The following is a 22,161-nucleotide window of genomic DNA, read 5'->3' on the forward strand; positions in this document are numbered from 1 at the left end:
TTCACCCGCGCTTGTTCTGCCGGTTCTCCACCAGGTCGTCGACGACGGCCGGATCGGCGAGCGTCGAGGTGTCGCCCAGCGCGCCGTAATCGTCCTCGGCGATCTTGCGCAGGATGCGGCGCATTATCTTGCCGGAGCGCGTTTTCGGCAGGCCGGGGGAAAACTGGATCTTGTCGGGCGAGGCGATCGGGCCAATCTCGCTGCGCACATGGGCGATCAGCTCCTTCTTGAGCTCGTCCGAGCCGCTCTCGCCGGCCATCAGCGTGACATAGCAGTAGATGCCCTGGCCCTTGACGTCGTGCGGATAGCCGACCACGGCGGCTTCCGACACCTTGTCGTGGCTGACCAGGGCCGATTCCACTTCCGCCGTGCCCATGCGGTGGCCGGACACATTGAGCACGTCGTCGACGCGGCCGGTGATCCAGTAATAGCCGTCCTCGTCGCGGCGGCAGCCGTCGCCGGTGAAGTATTTGCCCTTGTAGGCGGAGAAATAGGTCTGGATGAAGCGCTCATGGTCGCCATAGACGGTGCGCATCTGGCCCGGCCAGGAATCCGCGATGCACAGATTGCCGCTGGCCGCCCCTTCCAGCACCTTGCCGTCGGCGTCCACCAATTCGGGCTGGACGCCGAAGAAGGGCCGTGTCGCCGATCCCGCCTTGAGGTCCGTCGCGCCGGGCAGCGGCGTGATCAGGATGCCGCCGGTCTCGGTCTGCCACCAGGTGTCGACGATGGGCGATTTCTTGTTGCCGACGACGTTGTAATACCATTCCCAGGCTTCCGGGTTGATCGGTTCGCCCACCGTGCCCAGCACGCGCAGTGACTTGCGCGAGGTCTTCTTCACGTGCTCGTCGCCGGCCCCCATCAGTGCCCGGATCGCCGTCGGCGCGGTATAGAAGATGTTGACCTGGTGCTTGTCGATCACCTGCCAGAAGCGCGAGGCGTCGGGATAATTCGGCACGCCTTCGAACATCAACGTGACCGCGCCGTTGGCGAGCGGACCATAGACGATATAGCTGTGGCCGGTCACCCAGCCGACATCGGCCGTGCACCAGTAGACGTCGCCTTCATGATAGTCGAAGACATATTGGTGCGTCATCGAGACATAGACCAGATAGCCGCCGGTGGTGTGCAGAACGCCCTTCGGCTTGCCGGTCGAGCCTGACGTGTAGAGGATGAAGAGCGGGTCCTCGGCCTTCATCTTTTCGGGTTTGCACTCGGCCTTCGCCTTGGCTGTCTCCTCGTCGTACCAGAGGTCGCGCCCGTCGACCCAGTCGATCTTGCCGGTGGTACGGCGCACGACGAGCACGTTGCGCACCTTGGCGCCGGCCTTTTCGGCGATGGCGATGGCCTTGTCGGTGTTTTCCTTCAGCGGGATCTTCTTGCCGCCGCGCAGGCCCTCGTCGGCGGTGATGACGAAGTCGGACTGGCAGTCCTCGATGCGCCCGGCCAGCGAATCGGGCGAGAAGCCGCCGAAGACGACCGAATGAACGGCGCCGATGCGCGCGCAGGCGAGCATCGCATAGGTCGCCTCCGGGATCATCGGCATGTAGATGGTGACGCGGTCGCCCTTCTTGACGCCGTTCGACTTGAGGACGTTGGCGAGACGGCAGACATGGCCGTAAAGCTCCCTATAGGTGATCTTCCTGTCGTCATAGGGATTGTCGCCCTCCCAGATGATGGCCACCTGGTCGCCGCGCTTCTTGAGATGCCTGTCGATGCAGTTGTAGGAGACGTTGGTCACGCCATCCTCGAACCATTTGATCGAAATCTTTCCGGTAAAGGAGGTGTTCTTGACCTTGGTGTAGGGCTTGAACCAGTCGATGCGCTTGCCGTGCTTGCCCCAGAACTTGTCCGGATCCTTTACGCTGTCCTTGTACCATTTCAAGTAGGTATCTTTGTCGATCAGCGCGTCTTTCTTCCATTCGGATTTCACGCGATGGACATGGACGTCGGACATTCTTCCCTCCCGAAACGGATTGTCAGAGGCCGCCGATCGCCAGTAGGTTGCCCCGCGACGCGGCCGATTGGGGCGCATTATTATCAATTCGCGCCGCACCACAATATTAGACCTTTGGCCGGATGGCATTCCCTGCCGTCGAATTTTCCGCTGCGACGCGACGCCGCTTCACGCGGTGGTGCGATTTCGTCATTTCAGCTAAGAATGAGCCGCCATGCGACGAATGCGAGCAATGCGAATTAGCCTTCTACCCGTGCTGCTGGTTGCGGCCGTGCTTGCCGGATGCGTGACCGCGGAGGAACGCCGCGCAGAGGACGAGGAGAACTGCCGGTCGTTCGGTTTCAGGCCGGGCACCGACGCTTTTGCCGACTGCCTTCTCAGCCTCGAGCTCGATCGCCGGGCGGCGAGCCGTGCTGCGGCCGCGCGCTTCGATCTTTATGACGATCCCTGGATCGTCTATCGCCCGATGCCGGTGCGCCCGAGGCCCCGGCCGCGCGCTCGCTGACACCGCTGTCAGCACTTGCCGCGATGTGCTGCTAACATGCTGATATCGCGTGATGTTTTTTGCGTATCGGAGATTTTTCAGTAGACGGATAAGCAAAGTTCGGGCACGCTGAGCATCGGGAGGAATGACAGCTTGGGGGTTGGCATGCGTGAAAGCAGGCAACAGACCTCGGATCTGGGGATGATGCTGCAAGGCTACGGCCTGACGACGGCGAAGATCCTCTACCATATGCCCGATCATCCGCACCTTCTGCAGACCTATATCTGGCAGGACTACGACGTTGCGCCGGATTTTCCGGTTCTTTTCGACTTTATCGACTTTTGGAAGGAGAAGCTCGAGGGGCCGCTGCATTCGATCTGCTTTACCCATCGCCGATTGATCGCGCCGAACGAATGGCGCAGCGTGAAGGGCGAACTCGTCCTGCATTGATTGCGCCCGCCGGCCGAGGCCGACGGGCTCGGTTTTACCGTGCATGTATGACGATCGTCACACCACGGGCGGGTTGAGCCGGGCAAAGCCTTCCTGGCGCCGATAGGGGAAATGCGGATAGGGCGCTTCGGCCGCACTTGCCCGGTCGAGCCTGGCGACCTGTTCGGCCGACAGCGTCCAGCCCACGGCGCAGAGATTCTGGCGAAGCTGATCCTCGTTGCGCGCGCCGATGATGACGGACGATACGGTGGGGCGTTGCAGAAGCCAGTTGATCGCGACCTGGGGCACGGTCTTTCCCGTTTCCTGCGCCACTTCTTCGAGGGCGTCGACCACGCCGAACAGTCGTTCGTCGTCGACCGGCGGTCCGAAATCGGCCGTGTCGTGCAGCCGGCTGCCTTGCGGCAATGGCTGGCCGCGGCGGATCTTGCCGGTCAGCCGGCCCCATCCGAGCGGGCTCCACACCAGCGCGCCGATGCCCTGGTCGAGGCCGAGCGGCATCAGGTCCCATTCGTAATCGCGCCCGATGAGCGAATAATAGACCTGATGGGCCACGTAGCGCGGCCAACCGTGGCGCTCGGCGAGCGCGAGCGACTTCATGATCTGCCAGCCGGAGAAGTTCGACACGCCGACATAGCGCAGCTTGCCGTCGCGCACGAGCTGGTCGAGGGTCGACAGGACCTCCTCGATCGGAGTCTCGGCGTCGAAGGCATGGAGCTGAAACAGGTCGATATAATCAGTGCCGATCCGCTTCAGCGCGTCGTCGACGCCGCGCAGAAGACGGTCGCGCGACGTGCCGGCATCGTTGGGGCCTTCGCCCATCGGCAGTGCCATCTTGGTCGAGATCATCACTTCGCCGCGCCGGCCGCGGATCGCCTCGCCGAGAACGCGCTCCGACGCGCCGTTGGAATAGACGTCCGCCGTATCGAAGAGATTGACGCCGGCCTCCAGGCAGATGTCGACGAGGCGTCGTGCCTCGTTCTCGTCGGTGTTGCCCCAGGCGCCGAAAAGCGGGCCGGATCCGCCGAATGTTCCGGTGCCGAAACTGAGCGCGGGAACCTTGAGGCCGGATGCGCCGAGACGTCGATAATCCATGATGAATGCTCCTGTTGGTTGGTGAAACTCAATCGGCCGACAATGGCGCGCAGGCGGCCGCGGCAAGCCTTCGGCCGCGATCGAGGCGAAGATTGACGAGAGCCACGGCCAGCGCGGCCACAGGTACGAAGGAGGCGACCAGCGGCAGGGCGCCGAGGCCCGGCCCGTGATCGATGACCACGCCGCCGAGCCACGCGCCGGTGGCGTTGCCGAGATTGAAGGCGGCGATGTTGAAGGACGAGGCGAGGCCCTGCCCGGCGCCCTCGGCCTTCTCCAGCACCCACATTTGCAAAGGCGCTACCGTGGCGAAGGCCGCCGCGCCGAGCAGGCCGACCGCTGCGACGGCGAGAGTGCGGTCGTGGAGGGCGAAGGTCAGGACGAACAGCACCAGGCTGAGTGCGACGAGACTGCCGAGCACGGTCGGGACCAAGTGCTTGTCGGCCAGCCGCCCGCCCGCCAGATTGCCGGCGACGAGCCCGGCGCCGAAAACGAGCAGGATGGGCGAGACGGCGGCTTCGTCAAATCCGGTGATCCGGGTGAGCATCGGCGCGATGTAGGTGAAGGCGGCGAAGACGCCGACCCAGCTCAGGACCGTGGTCAGAAGGCCAAGCAGCACCTGTGGGCGGGCCAGAACGGCCAGCGATCCTTCCGATTCCTCCGCCTGCCCGGCTCCGCCTGGTTCGTCGCGCGGCACGAGGAGCGCGATGATGGCGAGTGCGGCAAGGCCGAGCAGGGTCACGGCGAAGAAGGTGGAGCGCCAGCCGAAGGCCTGGCCGAGCCAGGTTCCGAACGGCACGCCCAGAATATTGGCGACGGTCAGTCCGGTGAACATGATGGCGATGGCCGACGCCTTCTTGTCCTTTGCCACCAGCCCGGTGGCGACGACGGAGCCGACACCGAAGAAGGAGGCGTGGGCGAAGGCGGTGAAGACGCGCGCCGCCATCAGCGTCCAGTAGTCGGGAGCCAAAGCGCAGGCGAGGTTGCCGAGGGTGAAGACCGCCATCAGCATCAGCAGAAGGGACTTGCGCGACCAGCGGCCGGTCAGCGCGCCGAGAAGCGGTGCGCCGGCGACAACGCCAAGCGCATAGCCCGAAATGAGCAGGCCGGCGGCGGAGATGGAGACGCCGAGGTCGGCGCCGACATCGAGCAGCAGGCCCATGATGACGAATTCCGTGACGCCGATGCCGAAGGCGCCGGCTGTCAGGGCATAGAGTGCAGGTGGCATGGCAGTGTCCGCAATCTGGGAGGTGAACTCGGGAAATGACCGGCGGCGTGGTGCGCTGCCGTCTCCATCAGATGGACTCCGCGCAATTGATGAGCTAGATATTCATTTGGAACATTACCCATGAAATGAATTCACAGATGAACATCGACCAGACCAATCGCTTCCGCGAGATCGAGGTGTTCGTCCGCGTCGTCGAGGCGCAGAGCTTCTCTGCCGCAGCCCGCAACCTCGCCATGACGCCGTCCGCCGTCTCGAAGCTCATTGCACGGCTCGAAGAGCGCCTCGGCATACCGCTTATCCGCCGCTCGACGCGGCGCCTGCATGTCACGGCGGAGGGCAATGCGTTTTACGAGAACTCCGTGCGCATCCTGGCCGAGCTCGCCGCCGCCGAACGCGAGGCTGCGGCGGGCGCCGCGCCGCGCGGGCGATTGCGCGTCAACTCCAACGTGCCCTTCGGCCATCACCGGCTGATCCCGCTGCTGCCGAAATTCCAGGCGCTTTATCCCGAGGTTGCCGTCGACATCGCCCTGACCGACCATGTCGTCGACCTGATCGAGGAACGGGCGGACGTGGCGATCCGCACCGGTCCGCTGAGCACGCCGGATCTGGTTGCCCGCAGGCTGCTTCGCACCCGCATGGCCGTCGTTGCAGCGCCGAGCTATCTGGAGGCGCATGGCCGTCCGCAAACACCCGCCGAGCTCGAGCGCCACCGGCTGCTTGGCTTCTGCTTTTCGCGCGCCTTCGAGGGCTGGCCGTTCGTCGATCCCGCCGGCCGGCCAATCATCGTGCCGCCGGTCGGCGGTTCACTGGTCAATGACGGGGAGACGATGCGCCTGGCCGCCATCGCCGGCATGGGGATCGCGCGGTTGTCGTCCTGGCATCTGCGTGACGACATCGCGTCGGGCCGCCTGGTGCCGCTGCTCGAAGAGTTCAATCCCGGCGACGAGGAGACCTTCTATGCCGTCTATGTCGGGCAGGGAAAGCATCTGCCCGCGCGCGTGCGCGCCTTTCTCGATTTCCTCGTTGATAATATCACCTCCGACGGGGCGCCGCGTCTTCCACCCGAAGCGATGGTGAAGGGGACAATCGACCGGCCCCTACTTCCGGCGAGAGGATGATTGGGTCTACAGGCGCTGGCCGCTCTCGGCGTCGAAGACATGCGCCGTGCCCGGCTCGATGACGAGCGGGAGGCGGTCGCCCGCCGACACGCGGGCGCTTCCCGGCAGACGTGCGACGAACGCGTCACCCGTACCATTGGCGCCAGCAAGCCGGCCATGGGCCAACGTGTCGGCGCCCAGCGTTTCCACCGCAATGACGGACAGCTCGAATTCGGGGTCGCGATCACCGGCGAGCACGAGATGCTCGGGACGCACGCCGAGAAGCAGGGGCCGGTCGTGCCCGGCAAGCTCATCCGCCCGCACCGCGATCCTGCCGCCGCCGTCGAGCGCGAAGCCTGTGCCGTTGGCCGCGCCGCGCAACATGTTCATGGCCGGCGAGCCGATGAATCCGGCGACGAAAGTTGTCGCCGGTTTGCGGTAGACCTCCATCGGCGTGTCGATCTGCTCGGCCACGCCCGCATTCATCACCACCAGCCGGTCGGCCAGCGTCATCGCCTCCACTTGGTCATGCGTGACATAGAGCGAGGTGGTGCCGACGGACTGCTGCATCTGCTTGATTTCGAGGCGCATCTGCACCCTGAGCTTGGCGTCGAGATTGGAAAGCGGCTCGTCGAACAGGAAGGCGGAGGGATCGCGCACCAGCGCCCTTCCCATGGCGACGCGCTGGCGCTGGCCACCGGAAAGCGCGCGTGGCTTTCGGGCGAGATAGGGTTCGAGCTGCAGCATCGTGGCGGCCTTGTCGACGCGCTCGCGGATCTCGGCCTTCGACTTGCCGGCGATCTTCAGGCCGTAAGCCATGTTGTCGAACACGCTCATATGCGGATAGAGCGCGTAGTTCTGGAACACCATGGCGATGTCGCGCTCGCGCGGCTCCAGCTCGTTGACCACCCTGCCGCCGATCTCGATCGTGCCGCCGGTAATGCGCTCCAGTCCGGCGACCATGCGCAGGAGCGTGGACTTGCCGCAGCCCGAGGGTCCGACGATGACGATGAATTCGCCATCGGCCACGTCGAGGCTCACACCGTGAATGACTTCGGTGTTTCCGTAGTTCTTCCTGACATCGCGAAGGGATATCGTCGCCATGGCGATGGGCTGCCTTTCTATTTCTCGGTCTCGACCAGACCCTTGACGAAGAGCCGCTGCATGAAGATCACGACGGCCACCGGCGGCAGAATGGCGAGCATCGCCGCGGCCATGGTGACCGGCCAGTTGCCGTAATCGTCGGCCGTCGGGATCATCTGCTTCAGCCCCATGACGATGGTGTTCATCTCCGGCTTGGTGGTGATCAGCAGCGGCCAGAGAAACTGGTTCCAGCCATAGATGAACAGGATGACGAACAGGGCCGCGATGTTGGTCACCGAGAGCGGCAGAAGGATGTCCTTGAAAAAGCGCATCGGCCCCGCCCCGTCGACGCGTGCGGCTTCCACCAATTCGTCGGGCACGGTCATGAAGAACTGGCGAAACAGGAAGGTGGCGGTGGCCGACGCGATCAGCGGCAGGATCAGGCCGCTATAGGAATTGAGCAGGTTGAGGGAGGCCGCGACCTCGTAGGTCGGCACGATGCGCACTTCGACGGGCAGCATCAGCGTCATGAAGATCGCCCAGAAGGCGAGCATGCGGAAGGGAAAGCGGAAATAGACGATGGCATAGGCCGAGATGATCGAGATGGCGATCTTGCCCACGGCGATGCCCATCGCCATGATGAAGGAGTTGAACAGCATCCGGCTCACCGGGGCGTTGATGCCGGAGGCGAGCGCTTCCTTGTAATTGTCGATGAGATGCGGGCCCGGCACCAGCGGCATGGGCGGGCGGATGATCTCGAAATGGGTCACCGTCGAGCCGACGAAGGTGAGATAGATCGGGAAGCAGACGATCGCGATGCCGGAAATCAGCACCACGTGCATCAGGATCGTCCCAATACCGCGCTTTTCCACCATGGCTACGACCTCAATAATGCACGCGCCGCTCGATATAGCGGAACTGGATGACGGTGAGCAGGCCGACGACGACCATCAGGATGACCGACTGTGCGGCCGAGGAGCCGAGATCCTGGCCGACGAAGCCATCGGCATAGACCTTGTAGACCAGGATGGTGGTCGACTGGCCGGGTCCACCGAGAGTCATGGTGTGGATGATGCCGAAGGTCTCGAAGAAGGCGTAGACGATGTTGACCACCAGAAGGAAGAAGGTGGTCGGCGACAGGAGCGGGAAGATGATGGTGCGGAAACGATGCCACCGCCCCGCGCCGTCGATGGCCGCGGCCTCGATCAGGCTTTTCGGGATCGCCTGCAGGCCGGCCAGGAAAAACAGGAAATTGTAGCTGATCTGCTTCCAGGCGGCCGCCGCGACGACCAGCGTCATGGCGTGGGTTCCATTGAGCAGCGGGTCCCAGTGAATGCCGGCCTTCTTCATATAGAAGGCCAGAACGCCGATGGACGGCTGGAACATGAACAGCCACATGACGCCTGCGACCGCCGGCGCCACCGCATAGGGCCAGATGAGAAGCGTCTTGTAGGCGCCCTCGCCCTTGATCACCTGATCGGCGAGTACGGCGAACAGGAGCGCGAACGACATGGAGGCCAGCGTGACGAAGAAGGAAAAGACCGCCGTCGTGATGAAGGACTGGAGATAGTAGGAGTCGCCGAAAAGATATTCGAAGTTCGAGAACCAGACGAAGCGCGCGCCGAGGCCGAACGGATCGGGCAGCAACAGCGACTGATAAAGCGCCTGCGCCGCCGGCCAGAAGAAGAAGACGATGGTGACCAGAAGCTGCGGCGTAAGAAGCAGATACGGCAGCAGCCGGTTGTCGAAGGTGACGCGCTTTTCCATGATACGGGATCTGCTGGCGCAGGGCCGGCGCTCATCCGCGCCGGCCCTGCAGCCTCATTGGGTCAGCGGGTGGACTGCTCGAAACGGCGCAGCAGTTCGTTGCCGCGCGATACAGCCTCGTCGAGCGCTGCCTTGGCTTCCTTGTCGCCCTGCCAGACCGCTTCCAATTCTTCGTCGATGATGGCACGGATCTGATCGAAGTTGCCGAGCCGGATGCCTTTGGAATTCTCCGTCGGCGCCTTGCCGGTCATCTGGATGATGGCGACGTCGGTGCCCGGGTTCTCCTCGTAGAAGCCCTGTTCCTTGGTCAGCTCATAGGCGGCCGTGGTGATCGGCAGATAGCCCGTGTCCTGGTGCCACTGCGCCTGGATCTCGGCGCTCGACAGGAAGTTGAGGAAATCGGCCACGCCGGAATATTCCTCCGCCTCGTGGCCGGACATGGCCCAAAGCGAAGCGCCGCCGATGATCGTGTTCTGCGGTGCGCCCTCGACATCCGGCCAGTAGGGCAGGTTGGTCACCGTGAATGGGAAATCGGCTTCCGCCTTGACACCCGCATAACCGGCAGACGATTCGGTGAACATTGCGCACTCGCCGGAGCGGAAGCGCGCGCCGCCCTCGTTGCGACGGCCGGAATAGCTGAAGAGGCCATCCTTGGCCCATTCGGCCAGTTTCGAGATGTGCTTGACCTGCAGATCGCCGTTGAAGGCCAATTCGGTGTCGGTGCCGCCGAAGCCGTTGGCCTTCGTGGCGAAGGGGGTGTTGTGATAGGCGCTCAGATTTTCCAGATGCACCCAGGACTGCCAGGCCGTAGTGAAGGGGCATTCGGAGCCGGATTCCTTCAGCTTGACAAGGATTTCCTCCACTTCCGGCCAGGTAGCCGGCTTGCTTTCGGGATCGAGCCCGGCCGCTTCCAGCGCATCCTTGTTGATGTAGAGGACCGGGGTCGAGGAATTATAGGGCAGCGACAGCATCTCGCCGTCGGCCGTGGTGTAGTAGCCGGTGACGGCCGCCAGATAGGCGCTCGGATCGAATTCGGCTTTCGCTTCGGCCATCATCTCGTAAACGGGCTTGATCGCACCCTTGGCCGCCATCATCGTTGCCGTGCCGACCTCGAAAACCTGCAGGAGGTGGGGCTGCTCGCCGGCGCGGAAGGCGGCGATGCCGGCATTCAGCGTCTCCGAATAATTGCCCTTGTAGGCGGCGACGACTTCGTATTCGTCCTGGCTGGCGTTGAACTTTTCGACCTGGGCGTTGAGCAGCTCGCCGAGCCGGCCCTGCATGGCATGCCAGAACTGGATCTGGGTCTGCGCCTGCGCCGTACCGATCATGGAGGGAAGCACGACCGCGAGCGCGGTTGCTGCAGGAATCATTGTACGAAATTTCATTTGCTGTTCTCCCTAGTGGCTCAAATCGCCGGTTCAAATATGCCGGTCGTTATTGGTCGGCTCATGTTACGGGCAAATGACACAAGCTGGCAATTCGATTTTCCACAGGCTGAAAATAATACGAAACAGGTTGAAAGCGGATCGAAAATGGGATGCGTAGACGCAGACTCGAAAACCGCGGTTGGAGCGGTTCTCCGTTTGAAGTGAACGCGCGTTAACGCGCGCCGAAGATCGCCGAGCCGACGCGCACATGCGTCGCGCCGAAGGCGACGGCCAGCTCATAATCGCCCGACATGCCCATGGAAAGCCGGTCGAGGCCGGCCTGGCGGGCGAGCTTTTCCAGAAGCGCGAAATGCGGGCCCGGATTCTCGTCGAGCGGCGGGATGCACATCAGCCCGTCGATCGTCAGCCCGTGCCGGGTGCGGCAGCGCTCGACGAAGGCGACCGCTTCGCGCGGGTCGATGCCGGCCTTCTGCGGCTCGGAACCCGTATTGACCTGGACGTACAGACGCGGCCGCCGGTCCTGCCTGTTCATTTCCTTGGCCAGTTCGGCGGCGATCTTCTCGCGGTCGACCGTCTCGATGACGTCGAACAGCGCCACCGCCTCCTTGGCCTTGTTGGATTGCAGCGGCCCGATGAGATGAAGCACGAGATCCGGAAACCCCTCCTTCAGCGCCGGCCATTTGGACAGCGCCTCCTGCACGCGGTTCTCGCCGAAGACGCGCTGGCCAGCCTCGATGACTGGCCGTATCGTATCCGCATCGAAGGTCTTTGACACCGCGACCAGGGTGACGGCGCCGGAGGGGCGGCCGGCTTCGGTCTCAGCAGCGGCGATCCTGCGCTTCACCTCGTTCAGCCCCTCGACCGCATTCGTCATTCAATCGCTCCAGATCCGGTGTGTCGGGCGCCTGCCGCCGGCGTCCCGGCGGCACTGCGAGAGTTGACGCTTCCCGCAATACGTGGTGAAGGTCCGCCCGGCAAATTCCTGCACCTTATCGAGCGAAATCACGGTCATGGCAACCGAACGATACAATCCCCGGGTCTCAGAGCCGCGCTGGCAGAAGCAGTGGGCGGAGGCGAAGCTCTTCGAGACGAAGAACGACGATCCGCGCCCGAAATATTACGTGCTCGAGATGTTCCCCTACCCGTCGGGACGCATCCATATGGGCCATGTCCGCAACTATGCGATGGGCGACGTGGTGGCACGCTACCGCCGGGCCGCCGGCTATAACGTGCTGCATCCGATGGGCTGGGACGCTTTCGGCATGCCGGCCGAGAATGCCGCCATGCAGAACAAGGTCCATCCGGCCCAATGGACCTATCAGAACATCGACACGATGCGCGCACAGCTCAAGTCGATGGGTCTGTCGCTCGATTGGTCGCGCGAATTCGCCACCTGCGACGTCGACTATTACCACCGCCAGCAGATGCTGTTCCTCGATTTCTTCGGCAAGGGGCTGGTCGGCCGCAAGGTCTCCAAGGTCAACTGGGATCCCGTCGACCAGACGGTGCTGGCCAACGAGCAGGTGATCGACGGCCGCGGCTGGCGTTCCGGTGCCGAGGTGGAGAGCCGCGAGCTGGCGCAATGGGTCTTCAAGATCACCGACTACAGCCAGGATCTCCTGGACGCGATCGATCGTCTGGACGAATGGCCGGAAAAGGTGCGGCTGATGCAGCGCAACTGGATCGGCCGTTCGGATGGCATGCTGATCCGCTGGGCGCTCGACACGAAGACCGCGCCCGAAGGCGTCGGTGAACTGGAGGTCTACACGACCCGTCCCGATACGATCTTCGGTGCCTCCTTCATGGCGATCGCCGCCGACCACCCGCTGGCCAAGACGGTTGCCGAAGGCAATGCCGAGCTTGCCGCCTTCATCGAGGAATGCCGGCGCATGGGCACGTCCGTTGCGGCGCTCGAGACGGCGGAGAAGAAAGGTTTCGACACGGGGCTGCGCGTCGTCCATCCCTTCGACCCGAACTGGACGCTGCCGGTCTATGTGGCCAATTTCGTGCTCATGGACTACGGCACCGGCGCCATTTTCGGCTGCCCGTCGGGCGACCAGCGCGACCTCGATTTCGCCAACAAGTATGGCCTGCCGGTGGTGCCGGTGGTCATGCCGGAGGGCGGCGATCCGGCGACCTTCCAGATCACCGAGGAAGCCTATGTCGACGACGGCGTGATGATCAATTCGCACTTCCTCGACGGCATGAAGCCGGCGCAAGCCTTCGACGAGGTTGCAGACCGGCTTTCGGCGGTGTCGCTCGGCAACCGGCCGCAGGGCGAGCGCAAGGTCAATTTCCGCCTGCGCGACTGGGGCATTTCGCGTCAGCGCTATTGGGGCTGCCCGATCCCCATGATCCATTGCGAGGATTGCGGCGTCGTGCCGGTGCCGAAGGCCGATCTGCCCGTCAAGCTGCCCGACGACGTGGAGTTCGACCGGCCGGGCAATCCGCTCGACCGTCATCCCACATGGCGCCATGTGGACTGCCCGAAATGCGGCAAGCCGGCCCGGCGCGAGACGGACACGATGGACACCTTCGTCGATTCGTCGTGGTATTTCACCCGCTTTACCGCCCCGTGGGAGGATCAGCCGACAGACCGCGAAGCCGCCAATGCCTGGCTGCCGGTCGACCAGTATATCGGCGGCATCGAGCATGCGATCCTGCACCTGCTCTATTCGCGCTTCTTCACCCGCGCCATGCGCGACACCGGACATGTCGATCTGGCCGAGCCGTTCAAGGGCCTGTTCACGCAGGGCATGGTGGTGCACGAGACCTATAAGGGGCGCGAAGGCTATTTGACGCCGGCCGAGGTGCGCGTCGAGGAAGGCGAGGGGACGCGGCGCGCCTTCACCATTGCCGGCGGCGAGGAGCTGCAGATCGGCTCGATCGAGAAGATGTCGAAGTCGAAGAAGAACGTTGTCGACCCCGACGACATCATTACCGGCTACGGCGCCGACACGGCACGCTGGTTCATGCTGTCGGATTCACCGCCCGATCGCGACGTGATCTGGACGGAGGCCGGCGTGGAAGGCGCGCACCGCTTCGTCCAGCGCCTGTGGCGCATGGTGGCAGAGGCGGCCGAACCGCTCAAGGCGGCCGAATCGGCCGCCGGGTCCGAAGGCGTTGCGGGCAACGTGTCGAAGGCGGCCCACAAGACGCTCAAGGCGGTGGGCGAGGATATCGAGAAGCTCGCCTTCAACAAGGCGGTGGCGCGCATCTACGAATTTGCCAACGTGCTGCAGCCGGCGTTCGCCAGGCTCGCTTCGGGCGATGGCGAACCTGCGCTCGCCGGTGCGGCGCGCCAGGCCATGGAGTTCCTCATCTCCATGATCGCGCCGATGATGCCGCATCTGGCGGAAGAGTTGTGGGCGGCGATCGATGGGGAGGGCATGGCTGCCGAACGCGCCTGGCCGGCATTCGATCCGGCGCTCGTCATCGACGAGGAGGTCGTGCTGCCGGTCCAGATCAACGGCAAGAAGCGTGGCGATTTGACAATTGCGCGCGACGCGGATCAAGGTGCAGTCGAGGCGGCGGTGCTTGAACTCGATTTCGTGCGCAAGGCGCTCGAAGGCAAGTCGCCGCGCAAGGTCATCGTCGTCCCGCAGAGGATCGTGAATGTTGTTGTCTGAGCGGATTATTCGGTCGAGCCGGGTTGCCGGCAGGGCGGGTTTGCTTGTGGCTGCGGCGGGCCTGCTGGCCCTTTCGAGCTGCACCGTGCGTCCGCTTTACGGGGTAACGGTACAATCCTTCGGTCCGGCCTCCGGGGCGACGGCCGGTCTGGCCGCGATTGCCATCAAACCGGCCAATACGCGCTATGAACAGGAAGTTCGCAACCATCTCGTCTTCATGTTCGGCGGCGGGGCGGGCGAGCCTTCCGCATCCCGCTATTCGCTCGATCTTGGCGTCACGAGCCGACGGGAATCGGTGGTTAGCGTGCAAAGGACGACCAGCGACAACGAGCCGACTGCCGGCGCCGTCAGGCTTCGCTCGCGATACACGCTGACCGACACGGCGACAGGAGAGATCGTCGCCAGCGGCGAGCGTTCCGTGCGCTCGTCCTATGACATTCCGCGCCAGCGTTTTGCCGCCCTGCGCGCCGAACGCGATGCGGAAGATCGCGCGGCGCGTGAGCTGGCCGAACAACTTCGCCTTGCATTGGCGCAGAATCTCGGGAAAATTTCCGCTCGTTGATCGTTTGCCGGGGGTAAAGCATTTTCCGCGGCTAAATTTGCGGCGTCATTGTTGCGTCATAGATTTCGGCCAAACAGAATGCGACCGGAGTGGAAGACCATGGACCTGCAGACATCGCCTTCCTCGATCGCCAGGCTTTTCGGCAGCAAGGCACTGTATGGCGACGCTTTGGACGAGGATACGCACATTGTCGACCAGCTGATTCGCGAACGCTCGTTGAAGATTTCGCGCCATCCGCTGTGGCCTGTCTTTCGGCCTCTCCTTTACCGGGTGTTCCGCTACCGCGACGCCGTGCGCATGGCCGACGACGTCGCGGCGATGTCGGGTCACGACGCGTTCGAATATCTGAGCAATCTGCTTGCGCTCGACCTGTCGGTGACCGGCGTGGAGAACATTCCGCGCACGGGCTCCTTCATCCTGGCACCGAATCATCCGACCGGCATCGCGGACGGCATTGCCGTCTATGACGCGATGAAGCGGCACCGCGCCGACATGGCGATCTTCGCCAATCGCGATGCGCTCAGGGTTTCGGCCGGTTTCCGTGACATGATCATCCCGGTCGAGTGGCGAGCCGGCGAAAAATCGCATGCCAAGAGCCGCGACACGCTGGAAATGACGTCGCGCGCCTTCACCGAGAAGAAGGCGCTGGTGCTCTTTCCGGCCGGCCGCATCGCCTACTGGCACGAGGGTCGGCTGACCGAGCGGCCATGGCAGAGCTCGGCTGCCGCGCTTGCCAGGCGCTACGACGTGCCGATCGTGCCGGCGCATATTTCCGCGCGCAATTCCGGCCTGTTCTATTTTCTCGCCAAGCATTCGACCGAATTGCGCGACATGACGGTGTTCTACGAGCTTCTCAACAAGGAGCGCTTCCGTTTTTCCATTGCCTTCGGCAAGCCGATACCGGCAAGCGATCTCGACGGCGATACGGCCGAGATGACGGGACGCTTGCAGGATCACACCGTGGTCCGCCTGGCCGCGGATCCTGCGGCGGAGTTTTGCCCGGGGAGCTGAGCCAAATCAAACGGCCCGCGCGAGGCGGGCCGTTCATCCGATTTGCGCGGCGCGGTTCAGCCGATCTTCTGTCCGGTCTTGGCCCAGTCGGCGAGAAAGGCCTCCAGGCCCTTGTCGGTCAGCGGATGCTTGACCAGCGCCTTGAGCGTTGACGGCGGCACGGTGGCGACATCGGCGCCGATCAGGGCTGCCTGCCTGACATGGTTCACGGTGCGGATCGAGGCGGCCAGGATCTCGGTCTTGAAGCCGTAATTGTCGTAGATGGTGCGGATCTCGGAGATCAGCTCCATGCCGTCAATGCCCATGTCGTCGATACGGCCGATGAAGGGCGAGATGAAGGTGGCGCCGGCCTTGGCGGCCAGAAGCGCCTGGTTGGCCGAGAAGCACAGCGTCACATTGACCTGCCGGCCATCGGAAGTCAGCGCCTTGCAGGCCTTCAGCCCGTCGAGCGTCAGCGGCACCTTGATGCAGATATTGTCGGCGATCGTGGCGAGCACCTTGGCTTCGCGCATCATTTCGGAATATTCGGTCGCCGTCACCTCTGCCGAAACCGGACCTTCGACAATGTCGCAAATCTCCCTCGTAACCTCGATGATGTCGCGCCCGGACTTCATGACCAGCGAAGGATTGGTGGTCACGCCGTCAAGCAGACCGAGCTCGTTGAGTTCGCGGATTTCCTTGACGTCCGCGGTGTCGACGAAGAATTTCATGGCATCTCCTTGGCGTTCGGTGCCGGCGGCGCGCGCCGTCATGTTGGTCGGCCTTTGCTCTAAAGCAAAGTCGGGGCAAGGTCACGGGTCATGACGACAGATTCGCGCGATTTAAAGACCGTGCCGGTTCTCGTGCCGATGCCGGCCGAGACAGCCTACTCCTACAGCGTGCCGGAGGGAATGACCGTCGAGCCGGGCTCGATCGTCCGCGTCCCGCTCGGGCCGCGGCAGGTGGCGGGCATCGTCTGGGACGGTCCGTGCGGTCCGGTCGAGGCGCGCAAGCTCAGGCCGATCGCGGAGGCGTTCGATTGTCCGCCGGTCAAGCCGGAGATGCGCCGTTTTGTCGACTGGATTGCCGAATACACCCTGTCGCCGCCCGGCATGGTGGCGCGCATGCTGTTGCGCGCGCCGACGGCCTTCGAGCCGGAGCCGCTGATCGAGGGACTGCAGCGGACGCAAGACCTGCCCGACCGCATGACCGCGGCGCGGTCCCGGGTGCTGGAACTGACCGGCGACGGCCTGGCCTGGACCCGCTCGGGCCTTGCACATGCGGCGGGCGTGTCGCTTTCCGTCGTCGACGGGCTGAAGAACCAGGGCGTCTTCGAAACCGTGATGCTGCCGCCACGCCCGGTCGTGGCGCGGCCCGATCCGGCCTATGCGGCGCCGGCCTTCACCGCCGACCAGGCGTCGGCGGCGGCGCATCTGCGCACACAGGTGGAAAAGGGCGGTTTCGGCGTCACGCTGATCGACGGCGTCACCGGTTCGGGCAAGACGGAGGTCTATTTCGAGGCTGTTGCCGCGGCGCTGGAAAAGGGCCGGCAGGTTCTGATCCTCTTGCCTGAAATCGCGTTGACCCATGCCTTTCTGGAGCGTTTCCAGGAGCGATTCGGAGCAAAGCCTGCCGAATGGCATTCCGAGCTGGCGCCCAGAACGCGCGAGAGGGTCTGGCGTCAGGTCGCCGAGGGCCGCGTCAGGGTGGTTGCAGGCGCCCGTTCGGCGCTCTTCCTGCCTTTCCGTGAACTCGGCCTGATCGTTGTCGACGAGGAGCATGACCCGGCCTACAAGCAGGAGGATCGCGTGTTCTACAACGCCCGCGACATGGCCGTGGTGCGGGCCCATCTCGGCGGCTTCCCCACCGTGCTCGCCTCCGCGACGCCGTCGCTCGAAAGCCGGGTGAACGCGCTCAAGGGGCGCTATTCACGGGTCGTCCTGCCGGACCGCTTCGCCGAGGCCGCCCTGCCGGAGCTCAAATCCGTCGATCTCAGGCGCGCGCCGCCGGGGCGCGGCGGCTTTCTGTCGCCGGCGCTCATCGAGGCAGTTCAAGAGACAGTGTCGAAGGGCGAGCAGGCGCTCCTGTTTCTCAACCGCCGCGGCTATGCGCCGCTGACGCTGTGCCGCGTGTGCGGCCATCGCTTCCAATGCCCCGACTGTTCGAGCTGGCTGGTCGAACACCGCTTTCGCGGCCAGCTCATGTGCCATCAATGCGGCCATGCCGAAAGACGGCCCGAGGCCTGCCCGGAATGCGGCACGCTCGACCATCTGGTCGCTTGCGGACCGGGGGTCGAGCGCATTGCCGAAGAAACGCTTCAGCATTTCCCCGATGCGCGCACCATCGTGCTGTCGTCCGACATGATGGGCGGGGTCAAACGGCTGAGGCTGGAGCTGGAGGCGATCGCGAAGGGCGAGGCGGATATCGTCATCGGCACGCAGCTTGTCGCCAAGGGACACAATTTTCCCAACATGACGCTGGTCGGCGTCGTTGACGCCGATCTGGGGCTGGCCAATGGAGATCCGCGCGCCGCCGAACGCACCTTCCAGCTCTTGAGCCAGGTGACGGGACGTGCCGGGCGCACAGGCAAGAAGAGCCTCGGCCTGTTGCAGACCTATCAGCCGGACCATCCGGTCATGCGGGCTATCGTTTCCGGCGACAGCGAAGCGTTTTATGAACGCGAGACCGCCGAACGCGAGCGCGCCGGCCTGCCGCCCTTTGGCAGGCTCGCCGGCATCATCGTGAGTGCTGCGACACGCGGCGAGGCAGAGGGGCACGCCCGGGCACTGCGCCGGGCCGCCCCGGCGACCGCGAAAATCGAGGTTCTGGGTCCGGCCGAAGCGCCGCTGGCGTTGATCGGCGGGCGTCACCGTTTCCGTCTCCTCATCCAGGCCAGCCGGGGCGCGCCCATCCAGGATTTCATCCGCGCCATGGTCAGGGCTGCGCCGCGACCGCGCGGTTCGGTGCGCATTCAGATCGACATCGATCCGCAGAGCTTTCTGTGACAGGTCCTGTCAGGACGGTTCGCAATGGCGACTGGACACGAGCATGTCGAGGCGCAAATTCTTGCATGGCACTGTCGGGCGGAGGAAGCCTGGACCGTCCTTGGGGCGGTCAGCAAAGGAGGACATCATGCCATATGTCGACGGATTCCTGGTCGCCGTGCCGAAAGCGAACATCGAGAAATACAAGACCATGGCGCGCAGGGCGGGCGAGATCTGGAAGGAATACGGAGCGCTCGCCTTTGTCGAATGCGCGGCCGACGACGTGCCCTATGGCGAGCTGACGTCATTTCCACGCGCCGTTCAGGCCAAGGACGACGAAACGGTCATCTTTTCCTGGATCGTCTACAGTTCGCGCGCCGAGCGCGATGCCATCAACGCCAAAGTCATGGCCGACCCGCGGCTGGAAGGCGACATGAAGGACATGCCATTCGACGGCAAGCGCATGATCTATGGCGGGTTCGATACGATCGTCGAACTTTGAGGCTGCGCCTTATTCAAGGTGGGCGTGAACGGATAGCAAGCTCTTGCCGGCAACGCCGTCATCGACCGCGTCGATAACGAAGCCGCCTGCCGCAAGGTTGGCGGCCACCAGCGACGCCACCTTGCTTCGCGCGGCAGCGGAAGACGGTCCGGGTATTTTCCGGCCAGGGACGCGCCATGCGCTGGCATCATCTATTGTACACGCTAGTATGATCACGATTCGGCGCAAGCGCTGTGAGGGGACCCATGGATTTCGCACTTCCCTGGCCGGCCAGTACCGGCGAATGGATGGCGTGGAGCGCGGCCGCCGCGACGACGCTGTTCGGCCTGCTGTTCCTGTTTGCCCCAGGCCTGACGTTACGGCTGCACGGGCTGCAGCCGGCGGAAAACCATCCGGAGGCCGTTGGCGTGCCGCGCTCCACGATCGCCGGCTTCTATCTCGGTGTTGGATTGTGCTGCATTCTGCTGGCGCAGCCCTTCATCTATCTCACCCTCGGCGTCTCGTGGATCCTGACCGCATTCGGCCGCCTGATCTCGATGCTATCGGACCGAGGCAACACGGTTCGCAACTGGTTCTGGCTCGTCGTCGAACTGGCGCTCGGCTGTCTGCCGCTCGCTTATGTGCTTGGATTCGTGGCCTGACGCCGAGACTGCGACAAATCAGCCGCAAAGCGGTGCTTTGCCCATGTTGCGGTCAAAAGGAGGCTGTGCTAGACGGCATTCAACTTTCGAACCGACGGTTCCGCGAGGGGTCCAGATGTTCGAAAACGCTCAATAAGGTCAAAGATTTAGCCAGAGCCTTGCGCTCGCGCCGAAATCTGCCGACCCCTCCAGGAAGAGAAGACCGTACGTGGCACAGTCTACTTCGCCGATATCCGATGTCGCAGAGCGCTATGCGCGCTCGCTGTTCGAGCTCGCCGAGCAGAACAAGAGCGTTTCCGAGGTGGAGGCCGTGCTCGGCGAATTCGAGACGCTGCTGGCCGAGAGCGAGGATCTGAAGCGCCTCGTCGAAAGCCCCGTCTTTTCCGCAGAAGAGCAGTGCCGCGCCATTTCCGCGATCGCCGACAAGGCGAAGATCGGCGGTCTGGTGGGCAATTTCCTGCGCGTGGTGGCCAAGAATCGCCGGCTGTTCGCCATCCCCGGCATCATCCGCGCGTTCCGCCAGATTGCCGCGGACAAGCGCGGCGAGACGACGGCGCAGGTCGTCTCCGCCCATGCGCTGACAGCGGCGCAGGAAAATGAACTGAAGGCTACGCTCAAGGGTGTCGCCGGCAAGGACGTGTCGATCGCGCTGACGGTCGATCCCTCCATCCTGGGAGGTCTGATCGTCAAGATGGGTTCGCGCCAGATCGACACGTCGCTCAAATCGAAACTCAATTCGCTCAAGCTTGCACTGAAAGAGGTCGGCTGATGGACATCCGCGCCGCGGAAATTTCCGCAATCCTGAAAGATCAGATCAAGAATTTCGGCAAGGAGGCCGAGGTCTCCGAGGTTGGTCAGGTGCTGTCGGTCGGTGACGGTATCGCCCGCGTCTACGGACTGGACAACGTCCAGGCCGGTGAGCTGGTCGAGTTTCCCGGCGGCATCAAGGGCATGGCGCTGAACCTCGAAAGCGACAATGTCGGCGTCGTGATCTTCGGTTCGGACCGCAACATCAAGGAAGGCGACACCGTCAAGCGTACCGGCGCCATCGTCGACGTGCCGGTCGGTCCGGGACTGCTCGGCCGCGTCGTCGACGCGCTCGGCAATCCGATCGACGGCAAGGGCCCGATCAAGGCTGCCGAGCGTCGCCGCGTCGACGTCAAGGCGCCGGGCATCATCCCGCGCAAGTCTGTGCATGAGCCGATGTCGACCGGCCTCAAGGCCGTCGACGCGCTGATCCCGGTCGGCCGCGGCCAGCGCGAGCTGATCATCGGCGACCGCCAGACCGGCAAGACCGCCATCGTTCTCGACACCTTCCTCAACCAGAAGCCGCTCAACGACGGTGACGACGAGAGCCAGAAGCTCTACTGCGTCTATGTCGCCGTCGGCCAGAAGCGCTCCACCGTCGCCCAGTTCGTCAAGGTGCTGGAGGAGCGCGGGGCGCTCGACTATTCGATCATCGTCGCCGCGACCGCATCCGATCCGGCGCCGATGCAGTTCCTGGCGCCGTTCGCCGGCTGCGCCATGGGCGAGTATTTCCGCGACAACGGCAAGCATGCCGTGATCGCCTATGACGATCTGTCCAAGCAGGCCGTCGCCTATCGCCAGATGTCGCTGCTTCTGCGCCGTCCGCCCGGCCGCGAGGCTTATCCCGGCGACGTCTTCTATCTGCATTCGCGCCTGCTCGAGCGTGCGGCCAAGCTCAACGAGGACAATGGCGCCGGCTCGCTGACCGCCCTGCCGATCATCGAGACGCAGGCCAACGACGTGTCGGCCTATATCCCGACCAATGTGATCTCGATCACCGACGGACAGATCTTCCTCGAGACCAATCTGTTCTTTCAGGGCGTGCGACCGGCCGTGAATGTCGGCCTGTCGGTGTCGCGCGTCGGCTCGGCCGCCCAGGTCAAGGCGATGAAGCAGGTCGCCGGATCGATCAAGGGCGAGCTTGCCCAGTACCGCGAGATGGCGGCTTTCGCGCAGTTCGGCTCCGACCTCGATGCGGCAACGCAGCGCCTGCTCAATCGTGGTGCGCGTCTGACGGAGCTCCTGAAGCAGCCGCAGTTCTCGCCGCTGAAGACGGAAGAGCAGGTGGCGGTGATCTTTGCCGGCGTCAACGGCTATCTCGACAAGCTGGCGCTCAATCAGGTCAGCAAGTTCGAGCAGGGGCTGCTGGCTCACATGCGTTCCGAAGGCAAGTCTGTTCTCGATGCGGTCCGCACCGAAAAGGCGCTTTCCGACGAGTTGCGTGCCGAGTTGAAGGCGCAGATCGACGCCTTCGCCAAGACGTTCGTCTGAACGATACGGTAG

Annotated in this window: 20 protein-coding genes; 11 read left to right on the forward strand and 9 right to left on the reverse strand. The window is 63.8% G+C overall.

Annotated features, from left to right (window positions below; all coding sequences use genetic code 11):
* Position 1: 1 nt before the first annotated feature.
* On the reverse strand, positions 2 to 1,957 hold the full coding sequence (gene acs, locus GM909_RS17925; protein ID WP_157018364.1) for an acetate--CoA ligase: 1,956 nt from the start codon (positions 1,955 to 1,957) through the stop codon (positions 2 to 4).
* A 232-nt stretch (positions 1,958 to 2,189) separates the two neighbouring features.
* Between acs and GM909_RS17930 the strand changes: the two genes are divergently transcribed.
* Together GM909_RS17930 and GM909_RS17935 are read left to right on the forward strand one after the other, a co-directional pair.
* Positions 2,190 to 2,462 (forward strand): hypothetical protein, encoded by a 273-nt coding sequence (locus tag GM909_RS17930; protein WP_157018366.1) that lies wholly within the window; start codon positions 2,190 to 2,192, stop codon positions 2,460 to 2,462.
* A gap of 144 nt (positions 2,463 to 2,606) precedes the next feature.
* Positions 2,607 to 2,891, forward strand: coding sequence for an usg protein (locus GM909_RS17935; protein WP_157018368.1), 285 nt, complete (start codon positions 2,607 to 2,609; stop codon positions 2,889 to 2,891).
* A 57-nt stretch (positions 2,892 to 2,948) separates the two neighbouring features.
* On the opposite strand, the gene GM909_RS17940 is transcribed toward GM909_RS17935, so the two are convergent.
* Together GM909_RS17940 and GM909_RS17945 are read right to left on the reverse strand one after the other, a co-directional pair.
* Entirely contained in the window at positions 2,949 to 3,983 is a 1,035-nt protein-coding gene (locus GM909_RS17940) for an aldo/keto reductase (RefSeq protein WP_157018370.1), read from the reverse strand.
* A 28-nt stretch (positions 3,984 to 4,011) separates the two neighbouring features.
* Complete coding sequence (locus GM909_RS17945; RefSeq protein ID WP_157018372.1) at positions 4,012 to 5,208, reverse strand: MFS transporter; 1,197 nt, start codon at positions 5,206 to 5,208, stop codon at positions 4,012 to 4,014.
* 137 nt (positions 5,209 to 5,345) lie between these two features.
* Here GM909_RS17945 and GM909_RS17950 point away from each other — a divergent pair, with 137 nt between their 5' ends.
* Complete coding sequence (locus GM909_RS17950) at positions 5,346 to 6,326, forward strand: LysR family transcriptional regulator (RefSeq protein WP_157018374.1); 981 nt, start codon at positions 5,346 to 5,348, stop codon at positions 6,324 to 6,326.
* Positions 6,327 to 6,332: 6 nt separating this feature from the next.
* Here GM909_RS17950 and GM909_RS17955 read toward each other — a convergent pair whose 3' ends face one another.
* The 5 genes from GM909_RS17955 to GM909_RS17975 form a co-directional block, all read right to left on the reverse strand.
* Entirely contained in the window at positions 6,333 to 7,409 is a 1,077-nt protein-coding gene (locus tag GM909_RS17955; protein ID WP_157018376.1) for a sn-glycerol-3-phosphate import ATP-binding protein UgpC, read from the reverse strand.
* A 17-nt stretch (positions 7,410 to 7,426) separates the two neighbouring features.
* The gene (gene ugpE, locus GM909_RS17960; RefSeq protein WP_157018378.1) at positions 7,427 to 8,263 is read right to left on the reverse strand and encodes a sn-glycerol-3-phosphate ABC transporter permease UgpE; all 837 of its coding nucleotides are present in this window, start codon (positions 8,261 to 8,263) and stop codon (positions 7,427 to 7,429) included.
* Between the two features lie 10 nt (positions 8,264 to 8,273).
* The gene (gene ugpA / locus GM909_RS17965) at positions 8,274 to 9,155 is read right to left on the reverse strand and encodes a sn-glycerol-3-phosphate ABC transporter permease UgpA (protein ID WP_157018380.1); all 882 of its coding nucleotides are present in this window, start codon (positions 9,153 to 9,155) and stop codon (positions 8,274 to 8,276) included.
* Positions 9,156 to 9,217: 62 nt separating this feature from the next.
* Complete coding sequence (gene ugpB, locus GM909_RS17970) at positions 9,218 to 10,540, reverse strand: sn-glycerol-3-phosphate ABC transporter substrate-binding protein UgpB (protein WP_157018383.1); 1,323 nt, start codon at positions 10,538 to 10,540, stop codon at positions 9,218 to 9,220.
* Positions 10,541 to 10,754: 214 nt separating this feature from the next.
* Positions 10,755 to 11,417 carry a YggS family pyridoxal phosphate-dependent enzyme gene (locus GM909_RS17975; protein ID WP_157018385.1) on the reverse strand — a complete coding sequence of 221 codons (663 nt, stop codon included), beginning with the start codon at positions 11,415 to 11,417 and terminating at the stop codon, positions 10,755 to 10,757.
* 136 nt (positions 11,418 to 11,553) lie between these two features.
* Between GM909_RS17975 and leuS the strand changes: the two genes are divergently transcribed.
* The 3 genes from leuS (at position 11,554) to GM909_RS17990 (ending at position 15,745) form a co-directional block, all read left to right on the forward strand.
* The gene (gene leuS, locus GM909_RS17980; RefSeq protein ID WP_157018387.1) at positions 11,554 to 14,172 is read left to right on the forward strand and encodes a leucine--tRNA ligase; all 2,619 of its coding nucleotides are present in this window, start codon (positions 11,554 to 11,556) and stop codon (positions 14,170 to 14,172) included.
* 46 nt (positions 14,173 to 14,218) lie between these two features.
* Entirely contained in the window at positions 14,219 to 14,734 is a 516-nt protein-coding gene (gene lptE, locus GM909_RS17985; RefSeq protein ID WP_235911964.1) for an LPS assembly lipoprotein LptE, read from the forward strand.
* A 99-nt stretch (positions 14,735 to 14,833) separates the two neighbouring features.
* Positions 14,834 to 15,745 (forward strand): GNAT family N-acetyltransferase, encoded by a 912-nt coding sequence (locus GM909_RS17990; protein WP_157018391.1) that lies wholly within the window; start codon positions 14,834 to 14,836, stop codon positions 15,743 to 15,745.
* A 56-nt stretch (positions 15,746 to 15,801) separates the two neighbouring features.
* On the opposite strand, the gene fsa is transcribed toward GM909_RS17990, so the two are convergent.
* Positions 15,802 to 16,455, reverse strand: a complete 654-nt coding sequence (gene fsa, locus GM909_RS17995) for a fructose-6-phosphate aldolase (protein ID WP_157018393.1) — start codon at positions 16,453 to 16,455, stop codon at positions 15,802 to 15,804.
* Between the two features lie 90 nt (positions 16,456 to 16,545).
* On the opposite strand from fsa, the gene GM909_RS18000 reads away from it, so the two are divergent.
* The 5 genes from GM909_RS18000 to atpA all read left to right on the forward strand — a co-directional run bounded on the left by GM909_RS18000 (position 16,546) and on the right by atpA (position 22,149).
* Positions 16,546 to 18,729, forward strand: coding sequence for a primosomal protein N' (locus GM909_RS18000; protein WP_157018395.1), 2,184 nt, complete (start codon positions 16,546 to 16,548; stop codon positions 18,727 to 18,729).
* Between the two features lie 127 nt (positions 18,730 to 18,856).
* Positions 18,857 to 19,210: a DUF1428 domain-containing protein gene (locus tag GM909_RS18005; RefSeq protein ID WP_157018396.1), complete on the forward strand. Its 354-nt coding sequence runs from the start codon at positions 18,857 to 18,859 to the stop codon at positions 19,208 to 19,210.
* A 245-nt stretch (positions 19,211 to 19,455) separates the two neighbouring features.
* On the forward strand, positions 19,456 to 19,851 hold the full coding sequence (locus GM909_RS18010; RefSeq protein ID WP_157018398.1) for an AGROH133_08824 family phage infection protein: 396 nt from the start codon (positions 19,456 to 19,458) through the stop codon (positions 19,849 to 19,851).
* Between the two features lie 208 nt (positions 19,852 to 20,059).
* Positions 20,060 to 20,620: a F0F1 ATP synthase subunit delta gene (locus tag GM909_RS18015; protein ID WP_157018400.1), complete on the forward strand. Its 561-nt coding sequence runs from the start codon at positions 20,060 to 20,062 to the stop codon at positions 20,618 to 20,620.
* Positions 20,620 to 22,149, forward strand: coding sequence for a F0F1 ATP synthase subunit alpha (atpA, locus tag GM909_RS18020; RefSeq protein ID WP_157018402.1), 1,530 nt, complete (start codon positions 20,620 to 20,622; stop codon positions 22,147 to 22,149). Before GM909_RS18015 ends, atpA begins: the two co-directional genes overlap by 1 nt.
* Positions 22,150 to 22,161 lie beyond the last annotated feature (12 nt).

The sequence above is a fragment of the Mesorhizobium xinjiangense genome (assembly GCF_009749525.1).
Lineage (GTDB): Bacteria > Pseudomonadota > Alphaproteobacteria > Rhizobiales > Rhizobiaceae > Mangrovimarina > Mangrovimarina xinjiangensis.

Bases quoted from the DNA above. Each gene is read 5' to 3' on its own strand.
- GM909_RS17955 (WP_157018376.1), bottom strand. From the start codon at position 7,409: ATGGCGACGATATCCCTTCGCGATGTCAGGAAGAACTACGGAAACACC.
- ugpE (WP_157018378.1), bottom strand. From the start codon at position 8,263: ATGGTGGAAAAGCGCGGTATTGGGACGATCCTGATGCACGTGGTGCTG.
- GM909_RS17950 (WP_157018374.1), top strand. From the start codon at position 5,346: ATGAACATCGACCAGACCAATCGCTTCCGCGAGATCGAGGTGTTCGTC.
- ugpB (WP_157018383.1), bottom strand. From the start codon at position 10,540: ATGAAATTTCGTACAATGATTCCTGCAGCAACCGCGCTCGCGGTCGTG.
- GM909_RS18005 (WP_157018396.1), top strand. From the start codon at position 18,857: ATGCCATATGTCGACGGATTCCTGGTCGCCGTGCCGAAAGCGAACATC.
- atpA (WP_157018402.1), top strand. From the start codon at position 20,620: ATGGACATCCGCGCCGCGGAAATTTCCGCAATCCTGAAAGATCAGATC.
- GM909_RS17930 (WP_157018366.1), top strand. From the start codon at position 2,190: ATGCGAATTAGCCTTCTACCCGTGCTGCTGGTTGCGGCCGTGCTTGCC.
- fsa (WP_157018393.1), bottom strand. From the start codon at position 16,455: ATGAAATTCTTCGTCGACACCGCGGACGTCAAGGAAATCCGCGAACTC.
- acs (WP_157018364.1), bottom strand. From the start codon at position 1,957: ATGTCCGACGTCCATGTCCATCGCGTGAAATCCGAATGGAAGAAAGAC.
- ugpA (WP_157018380.1), bottom strand. From the start codon at position 9,155: ATGGAAAAGCGCGTCACCTTCGACAACCGGCTGCTGCCGTATCTGCTT.
- GM909_RS17935 (WP_157018368.1), top strand. From the start codon at position 2,607: ATGCGTGAAAGCAGGCAACAGACCTCGGATCTGGGGATGATGCTGCAA.
- GM909_RS17975 (WP_157018385.1), bottom strand. From the start codon at position 11,417: ATGACGAATGCGGTCGAGGGGCTGAACGAGGTGAAGCGCAGGATCGCC.
- GM909_RS17945 (WP_157018372.1), bottom strand. From the start codon at position 5,208: ATGCCACCTGCACTCTATGCCCTGACAGCCGGCGCCTTCGGCATCGGC.
- GM909_RS18010 (WP_157018398.1), top strand. From the start codon at position 19,456: ATGGATTTCGCACTTCCCTGGCCGGCCAGTACCGGCGAATGGATGGCG.
- GM909_RS17990 (WP_157018391.1), top strand. From the start codon at position 14,834: ATGGACCTGCAGACATCGCCTTCCTCGATCGCCAGGCTTTTCGGCAGC.
- GM909_RS18000 (WP_157018395.1), top strand. From the start codon at position 16,546: ATGACGACAGATTCGCGCGATTTAAAGACCGTGCCGGTTCTCGTGCCG.
- GM909_RS17940 (WP_157018370.1), bottom strand. From the start codon at position 3,983: ATGGATTATCGACGTCTCGGCGCATCCGGCCTCAAGGTTCCCGCGCTC.
- leuS (WP_157018387.1), top strand. From the start codon at position 11,554: ATGGCAACCGAACGATACAATCCCCGGGTCTCAGAGCCGCGCTGGCAG.